At 70.5% G+C, this 18,948-nt stretch carries 16 protein-coding genes and 1 pseudogene; 9 read left to right on the forward strand and 8 right to left on the reverse strand.

Going from position 1 to position 18,948, the window contains the following annotated elements; genetic code table 11:
• The 4 genes from JYK17_RS16305 to JYK17_RS16320 form a co-directional block, all read left to right on the forward strand.
• Positions 1-793, forward strand: a 793-nt coding sequence (locus JYK17_RS16305; RefSeq protein WP_504739975.1) for a phosphoglucose isomerase-related protein, incomplete at its 5' end; no start/stop codon positions are given.
• 2 nt (positions 794-795) lie between these two features.
• On the forward strand, positions 796-1,674 hold the full coding sequence (gnd, locus tag JYK17_RS16310; protein ID WP_108006106.1) for a phosphogluconate dehydrogenase (NAD(+)-dependent, decarboxylating): 879 nt from the start codon (positions 796-798) through the stop codon (positions 1,672-1,674).
• A gap of 7 nt (positions 1,675-1,681) precedes the next feature.
• Positions 1,682-2,269 carry a histidine phosphatase family protein gene (locus JYK17_RS16315; protein WP_108006108.1) on the forward strand — a complete coding sequence of 196 codons (588 nt, stop codon included), beginning with the start codon at positions 1,682-1,684 and terminating at the stop codon, positions 2,267-2,269.
• 56 nt (positions 2,270-2,325) lie between these two features.
• Positions 2,326-3,789 carry a pentapeptide repeat-containing protein gene (locus JYK17_RS16320; RefSeq protein ID WP_108006110.1) on the forward strand — a complete coding sequence of 488 codons (1,464 nt, stop codon included), beginning with the start codon at positions 2,326-2,328 and terminating at the stop codon, positions 3,787-3,789.
• Here the strand turns inward: JYK17_RS16320 and JYK17_RS16325 are convergent.
• On the reverse strand, positions 3,776-5,584 hold the full coding sequence (locus tag JYK17_RS16325; protein WP_108006112.1) for a bifunctional sugar phosphate isomerase/epimerase/4-hydroxyphenylpyruvate dioxygenase family protein: 1,809 nt from the start codon (positions 5,582-5,584) through the stop codon (positions 3,776-3,778). The two genes, JYK17_RS16320 and JYK17_RS16325, sit on opposite strands and share 14 nt — an antisense overlap.
• A gap of 90 nt (positions 5,585-5,674) precedes the next feature.
• Positions 5,675-6,553, reverse strand: a complete 879-nt coding sequence (locus JYK17_RS16330) for a shikimate dehydrogenase (protein WP_222810622.1) — start codon at positions 6,551-6,553, stop codon at positions 5,675-5,677.
• Positions 6,554-6,747: 194 nt separating this feature from the next.
• On the opposite strand from JYK17_RS16330, the gene JYK17_RS16335 reads away from it, so the two are divergent.
• Positions 6,748-7,413, forward strand: a complete 666-nt coding sequence (locus tag JYK17_RS16335) for a TetR/AcrR family transcriptional regulator (RefSeq protein ID WP_108006116.1) — start codon at positions 6,748-6,750, stop codon at positions 7,411-7,413.
• 212 nt (positions 7,414-7,625) lie between these two features.
• Positions 7,626-8,966, forward strand: coding sequence for an MFS transporter (locus JYK17_RS16340; RefSeq protein ID WP_222810623.1), 1,341 nt, complete (start codon positions 7,626-7,628; stop codon positions 8,964-8,966).
• Between the two features lie 97 nt (positions 8,967-9,063).
• Here JYK17_RS16340 and JYK17_RS16345 read toward each other — a convergent pair whose 3' ends face one another.
• Complete coding sequence (locus JYK17_RS16345) at positions 9,064-9,495, reverse strand: VOC family protein (RefSeq protein ID WP_128801425.1); 432 nt, start codon at positions 9,493-9,495, stop codon at positions 9,064-9,066.
• Between the two features lie 230 nt (positions 9,496-9,725).
• Between JYK17_RS16345 and JYK17_RS16350 the strand changes: the two genes are divergently transcribed.
• A complete protein-coding gene (locus JYK17_RS16350; protein WP_222810624.1) occupies positions 9,726-11,804 on the forward strand; it encodes a glycoside hydrolase family 31 protein in 2,079 nt (692 codons plus the stop codon).
• Between the two features lie 69 nt (positions 11,805-11,873).
• On the opposite strand, the gene JYK17_RS16355 is transcribed toward JYK17_RS16350, so the two are convergent.
• Positions 11,874-12,311 carry a PPOX class F420-dependent oxidoreductase gene (locus JYK17_RS16355; protein WP_234548257.1) on the reverse strand — a complete coding sequence of 146 codons (438 nt, stop codon included), beginning with the start codon at positions 12,309-12,311 and terminating at the stop codon, positions 11,874-11,876.
• Between the two features lie 275 nt (positions 12,312-12,586).
• On the opposite strand from JYK17_RS16355, the gene JYK17_RS16360 reads away from it, so the two are divergent.
• A complete protein-coding gene (locus JYK17_RS16360; protein WP_222810625.1) occupies positions 12,587-13,819 on the forward strand; it encodes a serine hydrolase domain-containing protein in 1,233 nt (410 codons plus the stop codon).
• A 65-nt stretch (positions 13,820-13,884) separates the two neighbouring features.
• On the opposite strand, the gene ribA is transcribed toward JYK17_RS16360, so the two are convergent.
• Complete coding sequence (gene ribA / locus JYK17_RS16365; RefSeq protein ID WP_222810626.1) at positions 13,885-14,553, reverse strand: GTP cyclohydrolase II; 669 nt, start codon at positions 14,551-14,553, stop codon at positions 13,885-13,887.
• A gap of 38 nt (positions 14,554-14,591) precedes the next feature.
• Between ribA and JYK17_RS16370 the strand changes: the two genes are divergently transcribed.
• The gene (locus tag JYK17_RS16370) at positions 14,592-15,356 is read left to right on the forward strand and encodes a creatininase family protein (RefSeq protein ID WP_108006130.1); all 765 of its coding nucleotides are present in this window, start codon (positions 14,592-14,594) and stop codon (positions 15,354-15,356) included.
• A gap of 224 nt (positions 15,357-15,580) precedes the next feature.
• On the opposite strand, the pseudogene JYK17_RS16375 reads toward JYK17_RS16370, so the two are convergent.
• From JYK17_RS16375 to JYK17_RS16385, 3 genes and pseudogenes are all read right to left on the reverse strand, one after another.
• Positions 15,581-16,654 (reverse strand): annotated as a pseudogene (locus tag JYK17_RS16375) (lysylphosphatidylglycerol synthase transmembrane domain-containing protein); the annotation flags it as partial.
• Entirely contained in the window at positions 16,651-17,736 is a 1,086-nt protein-coding gene (locus JYK17_RS16380) for a class I SAM-dependent methyltransferase (protein WP_108006132.1), read from the reverse strand. The gene JYK17_RS16380 and the pseudogene JYK17_RS16375, both read right to left, overlap by 4 nt.
• Entirely contained in the window at positions 17,733-18,938 is a 1,206-nt protein-coding gene (locus tag JYK17_RS16385) for a glycosyltransferase family 4 protein (protein ID WP_108007428.1), read from the reverse strand. Before JYK17_RS16385 ends, JYK17_RS16380 begins: the two co-directional genes overlap by 4 nt.
• Positions 18,939-18,948 lie beyond the last annotated feature (10 nt).

Genomic DNA, 18,948 nt, shown 5'->3' on the forward strand with positions numbered 1-18,948 from the left:
CATCGGCCCGGACCGCTTCCGGGAGATGCTCGACGGGTTCCGCATCGTCGACGAGCACTTCAAGAACGCGCCCGCCGAAGCCAACGCCCCGCTGATCCTGGGCCTGTTGGGCATCTGGTACGGCAACTTCTTCGGCGCCGAGACGCATGCCGTGCTGCCGTACAGCCACTATCTGTCGAAGTTCACCGCCTATCTGCAGCAGTTGGACATGGAGTCCAACGGCAAGTCGGTGGACCGCGACGGCCAAGTGGTGGGCTGGGAGACAGGACCGGTGGTGTGGGGCACGCCCGGCACCAACGGCCAGCACGCCTACTACCAGTTGATCCACCAGGGCACCCGGCTGATCCCCGCCGACCTGATCGGCTTCGCCCGCCCGGCGGACGAGCTGAGCGACGAACTCAAGGCGCAGCACGACCTGTTGATGGCGAACCTGTTCGCTCAGGGGCAGGCGCTCGCCTTCGGCAAGACCGCCGAGGAGGTGCGCGCGGAGGGCGTTCCCGAGGAGCAGGTGCCGCACCGCACCTTCCTGGGCAACCACCCGACGACGACGATCCTGGCGCGTGAGCTGACCCCGTCGGTCCTCGGGCAGCTGATCGCGCTGTACGAGCACAAGGTGTTCGTGCAGGGCGCCGTCTGGAACATCGACTCCTTCGACCAGTGGGGCGTCGAGCTCGGCAAGGTGCTCGCCAAGCGCGTCGAACCCGCCCTGACCGAGGGCACGGAAGTCCCCGGTCTCGACCCCTCCACCCGCGCTCTCGTGGCCGCGTACCGCGAGCTCAAGGAAGTGAACTGACCATGCAGATCGGACTCATCGGGCTCGGCAAGATGGGCGGCAACATGCGCGAGCGCCTCCGCCGCGCCGGCCACACCGTCATCGGCTACGACCGCAACCCCGACCTCTCCGACGCGGCGAGCCTGGCCGAGCTGGTCGACAAGCTCGAAGCCCCGCGCGTGGTCTGGGTGATGGTGCCCGCGGGCCCCGCCACCCAGTCGGTCGTCGACGAGCTGGGCACCCTGCTGTCCCCCGGCGACACGGTCGTCGACGGCGGCAACTCCCGCTGGACGGACGACGAGAAGCACGCCTCCGAGCTGGGCGCCAAGGACATCGGCTTCGTCGACGCCGGTGTCTCCGGCGGTGTGTGGGGTCTGCAGAACGGCTACGCGCTCATGGTCGGCGGCGAGAAGGAGCACGTCGAGCGGCTCCAGCCGATCTTCGAGGCGCTCAAGCCGGAGGGCCCGTACGGCTATGTCCACGCGGGCAAGGTCGGCGCCGGGCACTTCTCCAAGATGGTCCACAACGGCATCGAGTACGCCATGATGCAGGCGTATGCCGAGGGCTGGGAGCTGCTGGAGAAGATCGACTCGGTGGACAGCGTCCGTGAGGTCTTCCGCTCCTGGCAGGACGGCACCGTTATCCGCTCCTGGCTGCTGGACCTCGCGGTCAACGCCCTGGACCAGGACGAGCACCTGGACAAGCTGAAGGGCTTCGCGCAGGACTCCGGCGAGGGCCGCTGGACCGTCGAGGCGGCCATCGACAACGCCGTCCCGCTGCCCACGATCACCGCCTCCCTCTTCGCGCGGTTCTCCTCGCGGCAGGACGACTCCCCGCAGATGAAGATGGTCGCGGCGCTGCGCAACCAGTTCGGCGGGCACGCCGTCGAGTCGAAGAAGTAGGCCCACCGTGGGGGACCTTCTCCTGGTCCGCCACGGCGAGACGGAGTGGAGCGTGTCGGGACAGCACACCAGCTGGACCGACCTGCCCCTGACCGAGCGCGGTGAGCAGCAGGCCAAGTCGCTCGCTCCACTCCTCTCGCAGCGGACCTACGCACTCGCCCTGACCAGCCCGCTCGGCCGCGCGCTACGCACCGCCGAACTCGCGGGCCTCACGGGCACCGTCGCCGACCCCGATCTGCACGAGTGGGACTACGGCGGCTACGAGGGCGTCACATCCGTCGAGATCCATCGCACCCGCCCCGGCTGGGACCTGTGGACCGACGGGGTGCCGCCCGGCCCCGAGGGGCACCCGGGCGAGTCGCCGGACGAGATCGGCCGGCGCGCCGACCGCATCCTGTCCCGCGTGGCCCGGGCCCTGCCCGACGGCGACGTGATCCTCGTGGCCCACGGCCACTTCCTGCGCGTCCTGACCGCCCGCCGCCTCGGCCTGCCCCCGTCGGACGGCCGCCTCTTCCAACTCGCCACGGCCACCGTCAGCCGCCTGTCGACCGAACACGACCGCCCGGTGATCGCGGAGTGGAACACGCGGCCGTAGGGCGCTTCGGAACACACGGGCGGCACGCGCAGTCGTGGCACTAGAGTTCCCGGCTTGTGGAGATCAACGAACTGACGCCGGCCGAGCAGCAGGTGTGGCGGGCGTTCGCGACGGGGGCGGCGGTCGACTTCCGCGCCGAGGACGACGAGGACGTCGCGCAGGGCGCGCACTGGGGACCCGAACGCACCATCCGGGCAACCGTGGTGCGCGCCCTGCTGCTGAACGGGCCCCAGGAACCGGGCGAGATATCGGCGCTCAAACTCTCCGGGGCGCGCGTCACCGGCGTACTCGATCTGCGGTACGGGACAACGGAGTTCGCCGTCCGGCTGAGCCACTGCCACTTCGACGAGGTGCCGCAGCTGTACGGCGCCCGGTTCCGGCAGCTCAACCTGAGCGACTCGGTGCTGCCGGGGCTGGTCGCGGCCACCGTGCAGGTGGACGGTGTTTTGCGGCTGACGGGCTGCCGCTTCGGGGGAACGGTGCGGCTGGGCGGGGCGCACATCTCGGGTGCGCTGTTCCTGGACGGGGCCCGGTTCTCCGCCTCGGACGGCTGGGACGGCGCGCTCCATCTCAACCACGTGAGCGTCGGCGACGATCTGTGGGCACCCGGGCTGCAGGCAGACGGCGAGGTGCGTCTGAACAGTGCCGAGGTCGCGGGGTCCCTCAGGCTCAACGACGCACGGCTCAGCAGTCCGGGCGGCCCCGCTCTCGACGCGGAGACCCTGACGGTGCACGGTGACGTCCTCATGCGGCACGTGCGCAGCCAGGGCTGGATCGGCCTGCGCGGCGCCCGTGTCGAGGGCCGCCTCGAACTGTCCCACGCGCGGCTGTCGAACCCCGGGGACACGGCGCTGCGCGCGAGCAGCTGCACCCTCGGGGAACTGTGGCTGCGCAAGAGCCCTCCCATGCAGGGCATCCTCAATCTGCGCCGCGCCCAGATCGACGTCCTGTTCCTGGAGCCGGAGGTGCTGCCCGCCGAGGTGCTCCTGAGCGACCTGGTCTACACCTCGCTCACCCCACACGCGCCGGCCGAACACCGCCTGCCCATGCTGGAGCGCGACCGCGAAGGCTATGTCCCGTACTCCTACGAGCAGTTGGCCGCCTCCTACCGCCGCATCGGCGACGACGACGCCGCCCGGCTCGTCCAACTCGCCAAGCAGCGCAGGCTGCGCACCACCCGCTCCTGGTACGGCCGCATCTGGGGCTACGTCCAGGACGCCACCGTCGGCTACGGCTTCCGCCCGCTGCGCGCCGCCGTCTGGCTGCTCTCACTGCTGGCCGTCGGCTCGATCGCCTACGCGCTGCACCATCCGCACGCGCTCAAGGCGTCGGAGGCCCCGCACTTCAACCCGGTCTTCTACACCCTCGACCTGCTGCTGCCGGTGATCTCCTTCGGCCAGGAGGACGCGTTCGCACCGGACGGCTGGTACCAGTACCTCTCCTACGCCCTGATCATCACCGGCTGGATCCTCGCCACGACGGTCGTCACCGGCGTGACCCGGACCGTCAGCCGCCAGTGAGGTGCTGGGCGGCCAGCCGCACGGGCGCGTTCTGCGCACCGTAGCCGCGATAACCGCCGTCGCGCTGGACCAGCTCGAAGAAGACTCGACCGACGGTACGGGTGTAGCAGTGCCGGAACTCCCCGTGCGCGTCACGGTCGTAGAGGATGCCGAGCTCGCGATACGTCTCCAGCTCTCCGTCCGCGAACTCGAACCTGGCGGCCAGGTCGTCGTAGTAGTTCATGGGGATCTGCAGCAGCCGCCCGCCCGCGGCGAGGAAGCGGCGGGCCGCGGCCACCACGTCGTCCGTGGCGAGAGCGATGTGCTGGGCGTGCACCGTGTCGTCGCTCGGTGCCGCCCCGACGGACAGAGCGATCCGCACGCTCCCGTCGGCGTTGGTGACCGCCCTGCTGCGCAGCAGCCCGTACGGATCGGCGACGTCCACGCTCTCCTGCGCCAACAGCCCGAGGACGCTTCGGTGGAAGAGGGCGGCCTCGTCGAACTGGTGCCACGGCTGGACGAGGGCGAGATGGTCGATCCCTCTCACACAGGGCTTGGTGGAGATGTGCGCACCGGGCTCCGTGGCGTTGTGCGCGACGTCCTCGAAGTCGGCGCGCCAGTCCGGGAGTCCGGGCCGTCCGGTGGCGCAGAAGAACAGTTCCGTGCCGTCGGGGGCCGCCACGGCGTCCAGCGGCGCGTCGTCCGCGGCGCGCCTGCGCGGCAGCACCGGTGCCAGCAGGGCCTCGGCGCGTCGGGCGGCACCGGCAGGGTCAGGTGACTCCAGGCCGATCGCCGCGAGCCCGGTGCCTTCGCGGCGTACGGCCGGTCCGGTGTTGACGAGGATGCGTGCCTCGCCCTGCTGCCACAGATCGACCGGCTTGCTGCGGTGGCGCGCGATGCGGGCGAAGCCCAGCGCACCGAGCACCTCGCAGACCGGCTCGGCATCGGGCGTCACCAGCTCGGCGAAGGCGACACCGCTGGGGACGACAGGACCGGGCAGTTCGACCGGCCCCACCGACTCCTGGAGCACCAGCAGCGACCGGTGGGCGTCCACGGCCGCCGGACCGGCCTCCGCCTGCCGGAAGACGTCGTTGAACACCTCCAGCGAGAGCGGCCCGTCATACCCCGCCCGCAGCACATGCCGCACGAGCCCGGCGACGTCGAACCCGCCCTGCCCCGGGAAGCAGCGGTAATGCCGGCTCCACTGCAGGACGTCCATCGCGAGCAGCGGGGCGTCCGCGAGCTGCAGAAAGAAGATCTTCTCGCCCGGGATGTCCTCGATGGCCTTGGGATCGGACCCCCGGGAAAGGATGTGGAAGCTGTCGAGACAGGTGCCCAGCGCTGGGTGGTCCGCCGTCTCCACGATGTGCCAGGCATGGTCGTACGTACTGACGTGCCGCCCCCAGGCGAGCGCCTCGTAGGCGATCCGGATCCCGAACTCCGATGCCAGGTCGGCCAGTTGGCTCAGCTGCCGGGCGGCGAGCGCGTCGTCGTCGACGGCCGCCGGATGCACGCTGGAACAGACAAGAACGGTGTCGGCTCCCAGCCGCCGCATCACCTCGAACTTGTGCCGCGCCCGCCGCAGGTTCCGCCCGAACTCCTCCTCGGGCACCGCCTCCATGTCCCGCATCGGCTGGTAGAGATCAATACTCAACCCGAGATCCGCGCACCGCTCCCGAACCTCCTCGGGAGCGAGCCGACTTGCGAGCAGGTCGTTCTCAAAGATCTCCACCCCGTCGAACCCGGCCCGCGAGGCAGCGGTCAGCTTCTCGGTGAGGGACCCACTGAGCGAAACGGTGGCGATAGACGTACGCATGGCGCACTCCTTCCAACTGCCTGGCTGCAAAGACTTCAGGGGCGCGGGGAACTGCGCGCTCAACACGGCCAACCCGCAGTCGCCCCCGACCTACTGGACCGAACTCTCCGCCGCCCCGGCCAACTCACCGATGTCCGCCAACATCCGCGAAACATCCGGCTCACACCCCGTGAACAACCGAAACGCGTCAGCAGCCTGAAAGACAGCCATCCCACCCCCGTCCAGCACGGCACACCCCCCAGCCCGAGCGGCCCGCACCAACTCCGTCTCCAACGGCCGGTACACCACCTCGGCAACCCACAACTCGGCCCTCAAAAGCCCCGCGGGAAACGGCACTCCAGGATGCGCGGCCATCCCCGTGGGCGTCGCGTGCACCAGCCCATCGGCGGACGACAACAACCCCGCCAGCTCGTCCGGCGAGCCCGCGGCAGCCCGCCCCATCCCGAAGTGCCGGTTCAGCTGACCGGCCAAGGACACCGCCCGCTCCACCACCGCATCGACGACAGTCACCCTCTCCGCCCCGAGATTGAGCGTCGCGTGAGCGACAGCCGCCCCCGCCCCGCCCGCGCCGAGCTGCACCACCCGCTCCAGCGAAGCGTCCGGCAGCCCGCGCGCGAACGACGCCGCGAAGCCGGTGACGTCCGTGTTGTGCCCGGTCGCGCGGCCGTTCTCGAAGACGACCGTGTTCACCGCACCCAGCGCCTCGGCCTGTGGGGCCAGCGCGTCCAGATGCTCGATCACGAGCTGTTTGCAGGGGTGGGTGATGTTCAGCCCGTCGAAGCCCAGGTCGCGCGCGGCCCGCACCAGGTCGCCCACCGCCTGCGGAGGCAGACCGAGGACGTCGATGTCGATGAGGCGGTACACGTAGCGCAGACCCTGCCGGTCCGCCTCCCGCTCGTGCAGCGCCGGGCTGAGCGACGGGCCGATGCCGGAGCCGATCAGTCCGACGAGAAACGAGTCCTTGGCCACACGGACCTCCTGAGCCTGTGTCTGAGCGTGAGCACGTGTCTGAGCCTGTGTCTGAGCATGAGCATGAGTCTGAGTCCGAGCGGAGCTCTAATGTACGAACCAGTACGTTAGCTATATCAGCCGCACTGCCCGCTGGGAACCCCCGCCCCGCCTTCTACAATCTGCGGCACTGGCCGTACTCCCTAAGGAACCCGATGACCAGCGTCGACGAACCGGCACGACCCAACGGACGGATCCGCGACGCCGCCCGCACCCAGGCCGAGATCCTGGACGTGGCGACACAGGAGTTCGCACGGGCCGGCTACGACGGCGCCCGGGTCGACGAGATCGCCGCCCGCACCCGCACCACGAAGCGGATGATCTACTACTACTTCGGCGGCAAGGAGCAGCTCTTCACGGCCGTACTGGAGCGGGCCTACGGCGTGATCCGCGAGGCCGAGCAGGAGCTGGACGTCGAGCACCTGGACCCGGTCGCGGCGATCCGACGGCTGGCGGAGCTGACCTTCGATCACCACGAGCAGCACCCGGACTTCATCCGCCTGGTCAGCATCGAGAACATCCACGACGCCGCGCACATCGCCGGCTCCGAGAAGCTCGGCAAGATCGGCTCCCCCGCGCTCGACGTGATCCGCCGCATCCTGGCCACCGGACAGGAGTCCGGTCTGTTCACGGCCGACGTCGACGCGGTCGACCTGCACGCGATGATCAGCTCGTTCTGCTTCTTCCGGGTCGCCAACCGGCACACCTTCGGCGCCCTGTTCGGCCGCGACCTGGTGGACCCGGCCCAGCGCGAGCACTACCGCGCCATGCTCGGCGACATGGTGATCGCCTACCTGACGGCGGAGCGGGCCGCCGGCTGAGGTCGCACGACGGCACCCCTTGACACGTGGGAAACGGCGAAGCACCATCCCTACCCATCGGGACTAACTATCCAGTGGGTTAATTAGGCCGCGACCCGGCCCCCCCGACAACCCTCTGCCTCTGCTCTTCGCTCCCCCTTCCGCTCTTCGCCTCCCGTTCCCCGCTTCCGCTCACTCCGCCTACGTTGGAGCTTTCTCGAAGGAGCACGCCCGTGTCCGTCCCCGCCGAAGCCGTCGGGCAGCCGAAGAAGGCGGCAGCCGCCGCCTGGATCGGCAGCGCTCTGGAGTACTACGACTTCTTCATCTACGGCAGCGCGGCCGCGCTGATCTTCCCCAAGGTCTTCTTCGACGAGTCCGACCCCGCCACCGCGACCCTGCTCTCGCTGGCCACATTCGGTGTCGCCTACGCGGCCCGGCCTGTCGGCGCGCTCTTCCTCGGGCACTTCGGCGACCGGACGGGCCGCAAGAAGATCATGGTCTTCACGCTGCTGCTGATGGGCCTGTCGACCTTCCTGATCGGCTGTCTGCCCACCCGCGCCCAGGTCGGCTCCCTGGCCCCGGTGCTGCTGGTGCTGTGCCGCATCCTGCAAGGAGTCTCGGCCGCGGGCGAGCAGGCCGGCGCGAACTCCATGACGCTCGAACACGCCCCGTCGCACCGGCGCGGCTTCTTCACCAGCTTCACCCTCAGCGGCACACAGGGCGGCCAGCTGATCGCCACCCTGGTCTTCATCCCGATCGCCGCACTCCCCGAGGACCAGTTGCTGTCGTGGGGCTGGCGGATCCCGTTCTGGGCGAGCGTCGTGGTCGCCGCCGTCGGCTACGTCATCCGCCGCAGGCTGGAGGAGACACCGGCCTTCGAAAAGCAGGCGGCCACCGAGGGCGTCGTCAAGCTGCCGCTCGCGGTGCTGCTGCGCGAGCACTGGGCGGACGTGCTGCGGGTGATCGGCGGTGCGCTCGTCGCATCGGTCTCCACGATCTTCACGGTCTGGGCCCTCGCCTACGCCACCAGTGACTCCGTCGGCATGTCCCGGTCCTCGATGCTGTGGGTGGGCGCACTCGCCAACGTCGTGGCGCTCGCCGCGATCCCCTTGTGGGCCTCCCTGTCGGACCGCATCGGCCGCCGTCCCGTGTTCCTGATCGGCGCGGCCGGCAGCGCGATCACGATGTTCCTGTACCTGTGGGCGATCTCCACCGGCAACTACCCGCTGACCCTGCTGCTGGGCATCGTCACCTTCGGAGTCGACTACAGCGCCGCGAACGGCGTGTGGCCCGCGTTCTACGGCGAGATGTTCTCCACCCGCGTCCGGCTGTCCGGCATGGCGATCGGCACCCAGATCGGCTTCGCCGTGGCGGGCTTCGCCGTCACGTTCGCCGCGCAGATCGCGGGCCCCGACGGCACCGACTGGTCCTCGGTGGCCCTGTTCACGGCGGCCCTGTGCGTCCCTCCGGTGATCGCCGCCCTCTCGGCCCGCGAGACCCACAAGATCCAGACGGAACATCTGGGCGAGCACACCGCCCACCAGGCGTCACAGCCAGAGACGGTGTCGGCCTGAAGGCTTGAGGGCTCGGCGGCGCCACCGCCCCGCGAACACCCCGGCCTCCGGACGCCTTTCGGCTCCGGGGGCCGGGGTTCGTCTCCTGCTGTGCAGATCAGGCACCCGTGCCCGGCAGCGGGATGTTGGACCACCCCCGCTCGCACAGCACCAGCCGGTAGCCGTCCGGGTCCTCGATCGTCACCCCCCACCGGTTCCAGTAGGGGTTCGGCGAGGCCACCCGCTTGCCGCCGTGCTGCTCAAGACGGGCGACCAGGTCCTCGGGCACCGGTCCGTCGACGTAGATGACGAGGAGGTCCTCCTCGGTGGGGCGTGGCTCGACGGGGCGGGCGGGCTCGTGGACGAGTTCCAGGTGCCAGGCGGCGTCGGGCCGGCCGACCATGAGCAGGTCGTGCTCGCCGGGTTCCGTGCCGCCCTCGGTCCGCCACACCACGCTCAGTCCGAGTCCCTCCACCCAGAACCGCTCGGCGGCCGCGAGGTCCCGGGACGGGCGGGCGACACGGATGTGGCTGCGGCCGTTGACGGGCATGGTGTTCTCTTTCCGAGCTGCGGATTCGACCTTCGCAGCCTAGGCAGCGGGTGATCCGCGGACCATCGGCCATCCGCCCTGCACCCCGGGCCCTAGGTCTCCGCGAAGCCCCCCGCCCCCGTTGACAGATGACGTTTTCAGCAAGAACATCGGCCGGAACGAGCAGAAATGAACAGTACTGCGGCACGGCAACCCCATGACTCCCCCTCTCCCGCAGAAGGACATGAGTGGTGCGCAACCTTTCCCGCAAGTTCGGCTGTCTCCTCGCCGCCGCCCTGACGGTGACGTTCCTGCCGTCGACGGCCCACGGCTCCACGGCCCACGGCGCAACCGCGCACGGGCCGCGCGTCAAGCAGTCCGCGGGCGCGGTCACGCTCGACGTAGCGGCCACACGCGACTCCCCCGGCTACTCGGTCTCCGTCCCGAAGACCGGCCAACTCGCCCTGACCACCAGAAGATCCGGCCACACCGTTCTGGCGACGGGCCCGGACGCCCTGCGCTTCACGTCCGGCGACGACACCTGGCAGCACGCCACCACGCTGACCGGCTGGCGCTGGCACGACGGCGTGCTCACCCTGACGGCGGCCACGACCCTCGCCGGGACCACCGTCGAGGCACGCGTGACACCCAGCGCCGACCGCTACCGGCTCGACTGGGACGTCAAGGGCGTTCAGGCCACCCGACTCGGCCTCACCTACGGCCTGCACAGCGCGGGGCACTGGTACGGCCACGGCGAGACGACCACCCCCTCGGGCGGCCCGTACACCGACCAGCCCTGGCCGCTGGACGCCGGGCAGGTCGAGCAGGACGACTTCAGCGCGGCCTCGTACCAGATGGTCGATCCCTTCTGGTACACGCAGAGTTCGGCCGGACTGTACGTCGACACCGGCGACACCATGGACGTCGCCCTCAACAGCGGCGGCTACGGCCTGGGCCGCTTCACCGTGGAGTCCGGGAGCACGTACAAGGCGACCGTCTTCGTCGAGTCGACGCCGCGCGACGTCTACCGCGACTACATCGGCATCGTCGGCAAGCCGCGCCAGAGCGACGCGACGTACGAGCAGTACGCGAAGCCGCTGTGGAACTCCTGGGCGCAGTTCTACACGAACGTCAATCAGGAGAAGCTGCTCAAGTACGCAACCGACCTGCACGCCAACGAAGTTGACGGCCACACCATCCAGCTCGACGACAAGTGGGAGTCGAACTACGGGAACATGACCTTCGACCCGAAGGCCTACCCCGACCCGAAGGCGATGTCGGACCAGATCCACGCCATGGGCTACGACTTCGGCCTCTGGGTCACCCTGTGGATCAACCTGGACTCGGCCAACTACCAGTACGCGGCCGACCACGACTATCTGCTGCACGACGCCGCCGACCCCACCAAGCCCTGCACGGTGAGCTGGTGGAACGGCACCGCCGGCATCGTCGACCTGGCCAACCCCGAGGCGAAGGCCTGGTATCAGGGCAACCTCAAGAAGCTGATGGACACCTACGACGTCGACGGCCTGAAGTTCGACACCCGCTTCTTCGACGACCACTGCACCGGCCGCGACGGCAACACCCGCACCGACTACCAGCGCCTGGGCTCCGAACTCGCCGACTCCTACGACCTCCAGGGCGCCGGCATACGCGTCCACTGGGGCAGCGCCGCGCACCAGGCGGGCTTCGTCGTCCGGCAGATCGACAAGGGCACCGGCTGGGACTCGCTGCGGGCGGCCGTCTCGCAGAACCTCGCCCTGTCCACGATCGGCTACCCGTTCGTGGAGACCGACATGATCGGCGGCTCCAGCGGGCAGCCCGCGCCGACGAAGGAGGTCCTGGTCCGCTGGGCGCAGACGGCGTCGTACATGCCGCTGATGTACGCCTCCACCTCACCGGTGGACACGATCGACGCGACGACCGGCCAGAAGGTGGACTACGACCAGCAGACCGTCGACCTCTACCGCGAGGCGATCGCCCGCCACGAGCGGCTCGCGCCCTACATCTGGGACCAGGTGCAGCACTCGCTGCAAACCGGCGACCCGATCGTCCGGCCGCTGTTCTTCGACTTCCCCCAGGACAAGGCGGGTTACACGGTCGGCGACGAGTGGATGCTCGGCCCCGCCGTGCTCTCGGCGCCGAATCTGACGTCGGCGGACACGCGGGACATCCATCTGCCGCCCGGCAGGTGGTACGACGTCAACCGTCACACGACGATCAAGGGTCCCACCACTCTCAAGGCGTACGCCGCTCCGCTCGGCGTCACCCCGGCGTTCGTGAACCTCCACGCGAAAGGCGCCGTTGAGGCATTGCGCGCACTGCGGTAATCATGAGGGATCACCGTGTGCTCCGGCCGGTTTCAGGGGCGGCCGGGGCACACGGGGCCGGGGGCCCGTTCACCCCCTGTTGGCGCCCTCCGGAATCCCGTACGTCCGCTCCACCTTCAGACGCACCACCAGCCGCCGATCGCGGACCATCGCGGCACGGTAGTCGTCCCAGTCGGGGTGCTCACCCACGACGTCACGGTAGAGCCGGATCAGCTCCTCGACCGTGTCGTCGTGCGGGTCCTCGGCAACGGGCGAGAGCTCGACGGTGCCCTCCGCGACCGCGTAGGCCCGGCGGTCGGCCGTGGACACGTGGTACGAGGCCCGCGGATCGCGGCGCAGATTACGGGTCTTGGCCCGGTCGTCGGTGACCGAGATCCGGATGATGCGCTCGTCCGGGTAGAAGTGGTGGCTGACGTTCGACAGCTGAGGCCGCCCATCCCGCTTGAGGGTGACCAGCACCCCGCCGCGGCCTTGGGAGAGCAGGTCGAACAGTGTGTCCTGAGTCATATCCGGATCAACCCGCACGACCGATCTCGGCATTCCCGGTCCGGGTTCGGCACGGTGACGGCGACGCATGTCGTCGCGCTGCCGCTGTTCGTCCTCGCCGTGGTGGCCGCGGCGGGAGCGGTCGCGGGGCGGGCTCTGCCGGAACGTTCCGTCGAAATGATCAATCACGTCCGACAGGGGGACCCGGCGCGGCTTCCTGAGCGAGGATGAGCTCCGAGGGCGTTCGGGCGGGGTACGGCCGGACGTGCCTCGACGAGCGCATTCGGAGGAGAGCGATGGCACAGCTGCGACAAGAGGTCGACCCGGACGAGGCCGGGCTGGACGTGAAGGCGCTGGACCGCCTCGACCGGACCTGCGCCCGGTATGTCGACGAAGGGCGGCTGCCCGGCTTCCTGGTCGCCCTGGCCCGCGGCGGACGCGTCGCGCACTTGACGACCCACGGCCTGCGCGACGTGGCGGCCGGTCTGCCCGTCGAGGCGGACACCCTGTGGCGGATCTACTCCATGACCAAACCGGTCACCTCGGTGGCCGCGCTGATGCTGGTGGAGGAGGGCCGGCTCGCGCTGGACGACGCGCTCGACCGGTATCTGCCGGCCTTCGCGAACCCGCGGGTGTACGAGAGCGGCGAGGGCACCGGCGTACGCACCCGCCCCGCCGACGGGCCGATACGGATCCGTCATCTGCTGACCCACACCTCGGGGCTGACCTTCGCCTTCTACCGCAGCCATCCCGTCGACGCCCTCTACCGCGCGGCCGGCCTGGAGTCGTCGGTGGTGCCGGGCACGGACCTGGCGCAGACGGTCGACGTGTACGCGGCTCAGCCGCTGCAGTTCGAGCCGGGCACGCAGTGGAACTACTCGGTCTCCACCAATGTGCTCGGCCGGGTGATCGAGGTGGTGTCCGGGCAGAGCCTCGACGCGTTCTTCGCCGAGCGGATCTTCGGCCCGCTCGGCATGACCGACGCCGGATTCTGCGTCACCGACGAACAGGCGCCCAGGCTCGCCGAGTTGTACGGCGAGAGCGACGACGGCGGCATCGAGCCGGTACCCGGGCTGCCGCTGCGCGGCGGACGGCCCCGCCTGCTGTCCGGCAGCGGCGGCATGGTGGCATCCGCGTACGACTTCCACCGGTTCATGGAGTTGCTGCGCCGTCGCGGCGAACTCGACGGCGTCCGGCTGCTCGCCCCCGAGACGGTGGACCTGATGACCCGCAACCACCTGCCCGGCGGCGCCGATCTGCGCGCCTTCGGCAGCCGTCCGGCCCATGACGAACCGAACAACGACGGCGTCGGCTTCGGCCTCGGCGTCTCGGTCGTCATCGACCCGGAGCGCACCGCCTCGCCGACCAGCCCGGGCACCTACGGCTGGAGCGGAGCCGCCACGACGACCTTCTGGGTCGACCCGGCCCGTGATCTGACGGTGCAGTTCATGACCCAGGTACGCCCGAAGTCGTCGCTGAGGGTCATCCCTGAACTGCGGCGCTTGGTTCACGATGTCGTCACGAACTGAGGCACCGCCCACCTCGCCGACGGTGAGTCCCCTGCAGACACCGGCGGCGAGGTGGGCGCGTGTGATCAGGACAGATGCGCGACCGCGTCCAGATGCGGCAGGACGTGGTCGAGCCGCTCCCGCTTGGTGCGCAGATAGGTGATGTTGCTCTCGCACGGCGGTATCAACAGCGGTACGGTCTCGGCCACTTCGATGCCGTGCTGCACCAGCGCCTCGCGCTTGCGCGGGTTGTTGGACAGCAGGCGCACCGAGTTCACGCCCAGGTCCTGCAGGATTCTCGCCGCCACGCCGTAGTCGCGGGCGTCCACCGGCAGTCCGAGCGCGAGGTTCGCCTCGACGGTGTCGAGTCCCTCCGCCTGCAGCGCCATCGCCCGCAGCTTGGCGAGCAGACCGATGCCGCGGCCCTCATGTCCGCGCAGATAGACGACGATTCCGCTGCCCTCGGCGACAACGGCCTTGAGCGCCCCGGCCAGTTGATCGCCGCACTCGCAGTGCTGGGAGCCGAACGCGTCACCGGTCAGGCACTCGGAATGCAGCCGGGTGAGCACGCCCTCGGAGCCGATGTCGCCGTGCACCAGGGCCACTTGTTCGTCGCCACGATCGTGATCCATGTAGCCGACGGCGCGGAATTTCCCGTACACCGTGGGCAGCGGTGCATTCACGATCCGTTCCACACCCGTGCGCTGCGTGCGCTCTGAAGACCCCTTGCCGAGTACGCCGATTTTTTCTGTCATGATCTGATTCCTAAGCAGAGACGAAAGGCCGTGAAGAAATGAGTGGTTCGGGCGCGCGTACGGCGGCAGGCGGGCTGGTGCCGGCGGACACTACGGAGGAGGTACGGGCCAGGGCAGCGGGTGTCTCAACGCAGGTCGCGGTCCTTCCCGTCGGCAGCTTCGAACAGCACGGTCCGTTCCTCCCGCTGGCCACCGACACGCTCGTTGCCTGTGCCGTCGCCCGGGAGATCGCCGCGGCGTACCCGGTACACCTCCTTCCCCCGGTGACGATCTCCTGCTCGCACGAGCACGCAGCCTGGCCCGGGACCGTCAGCATCTCCTCGGTGACCCTTCACTCGGTGGTATGTGACATTGCACAGTCCCTCCGCCGCTCCGGCGTCGACGCCCTGGTGGTGGTCAACGGCCACGGCGGGAACTACGTACTGGGCAACATCGTTCAGGAATCCTCCGCCCGCGGCGAGCGGATGGCGCTGTTCCCTGCCGTGGAGGACTGGGAAACGGCGCGGCAGCGGGCGGGAGTGACCACCTCGCTGCTGACCGACATGCACGCGGGAGAAATCGAGACCTCCATCCTTCTGCATGCTCACCCGGAATTTCTTCGGCCCGGTTACGAGACCTCCGATTTCGTCGCTGACGACCGGCGCCATCTGCTGACTCTCGGTATGTCCGGCTATACCGATTCGGGCGTCATCGGGCGCCCTTCACTGGGTTCGGCGGAAAAGGGGAAGGAACTGCTGGCGAGCCTCGCGGATTCCTTCGGCGCGTATTTCTCGCTCCTCACCTCGGCGGAGGGTCGGGCGTAGCCGCCTGCGTGTTCCGGGAGTTCGGGGCGTTTCGGGAGTTCCGGGAGTTCCGGGGCTGCCTCGGCCGTCCCGGACTCCGCGGCCGTCCCGGACTCCGCGGCCGTCCCGGACTCCGCGGCCGGTCGGAGGCCCGTGTACCAGCGGGCGAGGAGGACAGCGGCTCCGGGCAGGGCGGCCACGAAGCTGAGTACGCCGTACACGACGGCGGTCGCCACACCCGTGCTCGCGCCGAGGCCCGCGGCGCCGAACGCCCAGGCGGTGGCGCCCTCGCGGGGCCCGAAGCCGCCGACGTTCAGCGGCAGCCCCATGGCGACGAGCGCGAGCACGGCCAGCGGCAGCAGCACGGCGACGGAGGCGTGCGAGCCGGCGATCCGGGCGGCGAGCACGAACATCCCGAAGTGGCCGGCCAGGATGATCAGCGAAGAGACGCTGACACCGGGCCAGTTGCGGCGGGAGAGCAGTCCCTCGCGCGCCTCGCTCAGCGTCGCGCGCAGTGCCCGGCCGCGGCGGGAGGGCGCTCTGTTCATGCGTAGCGCTACGACGACCGCGAGGGCGCCGACCGCGGCGAGCCCGACCAGCGGGGTGAAGTGCCGCGCCTCGGCCTGTACCGGCGACGGCAGCGTCAGCAGCATCGTGGCTCCCACGACCGTCAACGCGACCTGTCCCGCGACCCGTTCGAGCACGACCGAGCGCACGCCGCGGCCGAGGTCGCCCGCGTTCTGCCCGGACCGCACCGCCCGGTGCACATCGCCGAGGACCCCGCCGGGCAGGGCCGCGTTCAGGAACTGCGAGCGGTAGTAGTCCGCGACCGCCGCTCCCAGCGGCAGCCGGATCTTCAGGCCCCGGGCGACCAGGGCCCAGCGCCAGGCGCTGAGCACGGTGGTGACCAGACCGATGGCGAGCGCCGCCAGCAGCGTCGCCGTGTCGATGCGGCGCAGCCCGTCGAGCAGGACGCCGGTGCCGAGCCGCCACAGCAGCGCACCGACGATGACAACTCCGGCGACGGTGCCGAAGTGGGCGCGTACGGCAGGGGAGTTGAACCGCGCCAGGAGCCCACGCCACCAGGAGGCGGGCTTGTCGGGGCGTCCCACGGGGGTGACGATCACGCCGGTCCCGGCCCCCGTGCGGGCAGCGGCGGGCCCGGAGGAAGGGACGGCGGGCGGGGTGACGGAGACAGGTGCAGGTGCAGGTGCAGGTGCAGGGCCGGTCCATGTGTCGACATGCGTATCGACGTGCGCATGCGGCTCGCCGGGTGTCCCGTACGGCACCAGTCGGGCGCTCACCGTGTACAGGCTCATGACGCGCCGCCCGTGGGCCGGGAGAGCGCGAGCAGGTCGGTGTGGTGGACGGTGACGTGCAGGTCGCCCGCCTCGCAGGCGGCCAGGCGCTCCTGCAGATACTTTTCTGCACGAGCCTTCAGCGCGGGCTCCTGCTCTACGGCCGCGGCGACCCAGCCGCGCAGCCACTGCGCCGTCAACTCCGCCTGGTCGGGACCGAGTCGCCAGGGGCTCGGGTTGAGCCGTACCGTCGCCCCGCGCTCCGAGAACGCCTCGCACGCCACCGTCACCGAGTCCGGGCCGAGCAGTCCGTCCTGGCGCTGGTGGGCGTTGAACGCCTCGGTGATCTCCTCGTCCATCGGGTGGGACGGGCTGAACTCGACGCGTCCGGCCACCGACAGCGTCAGCAGGGCGGGGCAACCGGCTCCGGTGCAGGCGTCGGCGAGAGTCTCGATCTCCTCGCGGGTGAGGACGTCGAGGAGGGCGGAGGCGGTCACCAGCGAGGCGCCGCGCAGGGCGTCCGGGGTGAGCCGGGCGACGTCGCCGCGCCGGGTCTCGACGGTGACCCGGCTGCCGTCGGCGGCGGAGCGCGGTGAGGCGACGGCAGCGAAGTGCAGCAGGTAGGGGTCGCGGTCGTGCAGGACCCAGTGCTGGGCGCCGTCCAGCAGTGGCGCGAGCCAGCGGCCCATCGAGCCGGTGCCGCATCCCAGGTCGTGGATGACGATCCCGCCCTTGCCGGGCAGGTTGGCCAGCCGGATCCGCAGCGGGTCGAGCAGGTCGTGCGCCCGCGCGGCGGCGTCGGCGGGCTCGCGCAGCTCCAGCCACTCGGGCGCGTAGCGCGGCGGCTCCTCGTCCCCGGTGTCCCGCAGCCGGACGGTGGCGCGCTCGCCGGGGCGGGGAGTCCCGCCGGGGCTGGGAGCGGGGTCGCCGGAACGCGGTGTGGCTGGGCGGGGTGATGGCCCCGCGCCGGGAATCACGGAGTCCGGAATCGGAGAGTCCGTCGATGCACGGTCGCTGCCGACCCCGGAGTCCGCCGGTGCACGGTGATCGCCGGGCCCGGGGTGCCCCGGGGTCGTCTCACCGATCTCTGCCGCCTTGTTCATGCCGCCCTCCTGGGTTCGCTGGGCAGCCGGCCCAGTACTCCGGCGAGGCTGCGGGCCGTGGTCGCCCACCCGTCCAGGGCGGCCCGCCGGCCCCGGGCGGCGGCCTTCAGCCGACGTCGTACATCGGCCTCGCCGAACCAGCCGCGCAGTTCGGCGGCGAGGGCGGCGGGGTCCTCCGGCGGGACGAGGATGCCGGGGACGCCGCCGTCGGGGGCGCGTCCGACCGCCTCGGGCAGACCGCCGACATCCGTGGCCAGCACGGGGATGCCCCGCGCGAGGGCCTCCGTGACCGCCATGCCGTACGTCTCGGCGTACGAGGTGAGGACCATCAGGTCGGCGGTGGCGTAGCTGGCGTCGAGCTCGGCACCGGACCGCGGGCCGGCCAGTTCGATGCGGTCCTGAAGACCGTGCTCCTTGATCAGCTGCCGCAGATGGGCCACGTACTCAGGATCATGTCCGAGCCCGCCGACGCACACGCAGCTCCACGGCAGGTCGGCCGCCGCGGCCAGCGCCTGCACCAGCCGGTGCTGCCCCTTGCGCGGGGTGACCGCGGCGACGCACAGCAGCCGGGAGACTCCGTCGGTGCCGGAGGCGAGCGGTGCGATGTCGGCACCGGGGGCTGCGACATGGACCCGCTCGGGGGCGAGGCCGTGGTGGGAGACGAGGCGGCGTACGGCCCAGTCGCTGGTGGCGATCACGGCGGGCACGGCCCGCAGGACGTCGCGTTCCTTGGCGTCCAGTTCGGTGGCGAGCGCCGGTTCGAGGCCGGTCTCGTCGCCGAGCGGGAGGTGCACCAGGACCGCGAGGTGCAGCCTCTCGGTCTCCGGTACGACGACTTCGGGGACGCCGCAGGCGACGATGCCGTCCAGCAGGACGACCGAGCCGTCCGGCAACTCGCGGAGCGTACGGGCGAGTTCGGCGCGGGCCGCCGCCGTGGGCCGGGGCCACTGGCCGGCCACCGCGTGCTTGTGGACCTGCCAGCCGAAGCCGGACAGATCCAGGCTCACGCGCCGGTCGTAGGCGTTGCCGCCGCTCGGCGCGGCAGGGTCGTCGACGCCGCCCGGCATGACGAAGTGCACGGAGCGCAGGGACATGGGGATGATCTCGGCGTTCTTCAGGACGGGGACGGAGTGCTGAACGGAGTGCTGAAGGGGCACATAGCCGAGCCCCGGCTTCCCCGACTTCCCCGTCTTGTCCGCCATCTCCGTCTTC

The organism is Streptomyces plumbidurans (genome assembly GCF_019857225.1).
Taxonomy (GTDB): Bacteria; Actinomycetota; Actinomycetes; order Streptomycetales; family Streptomycetaceae; genus Streptomyces; species Streptomyces plumbidurans.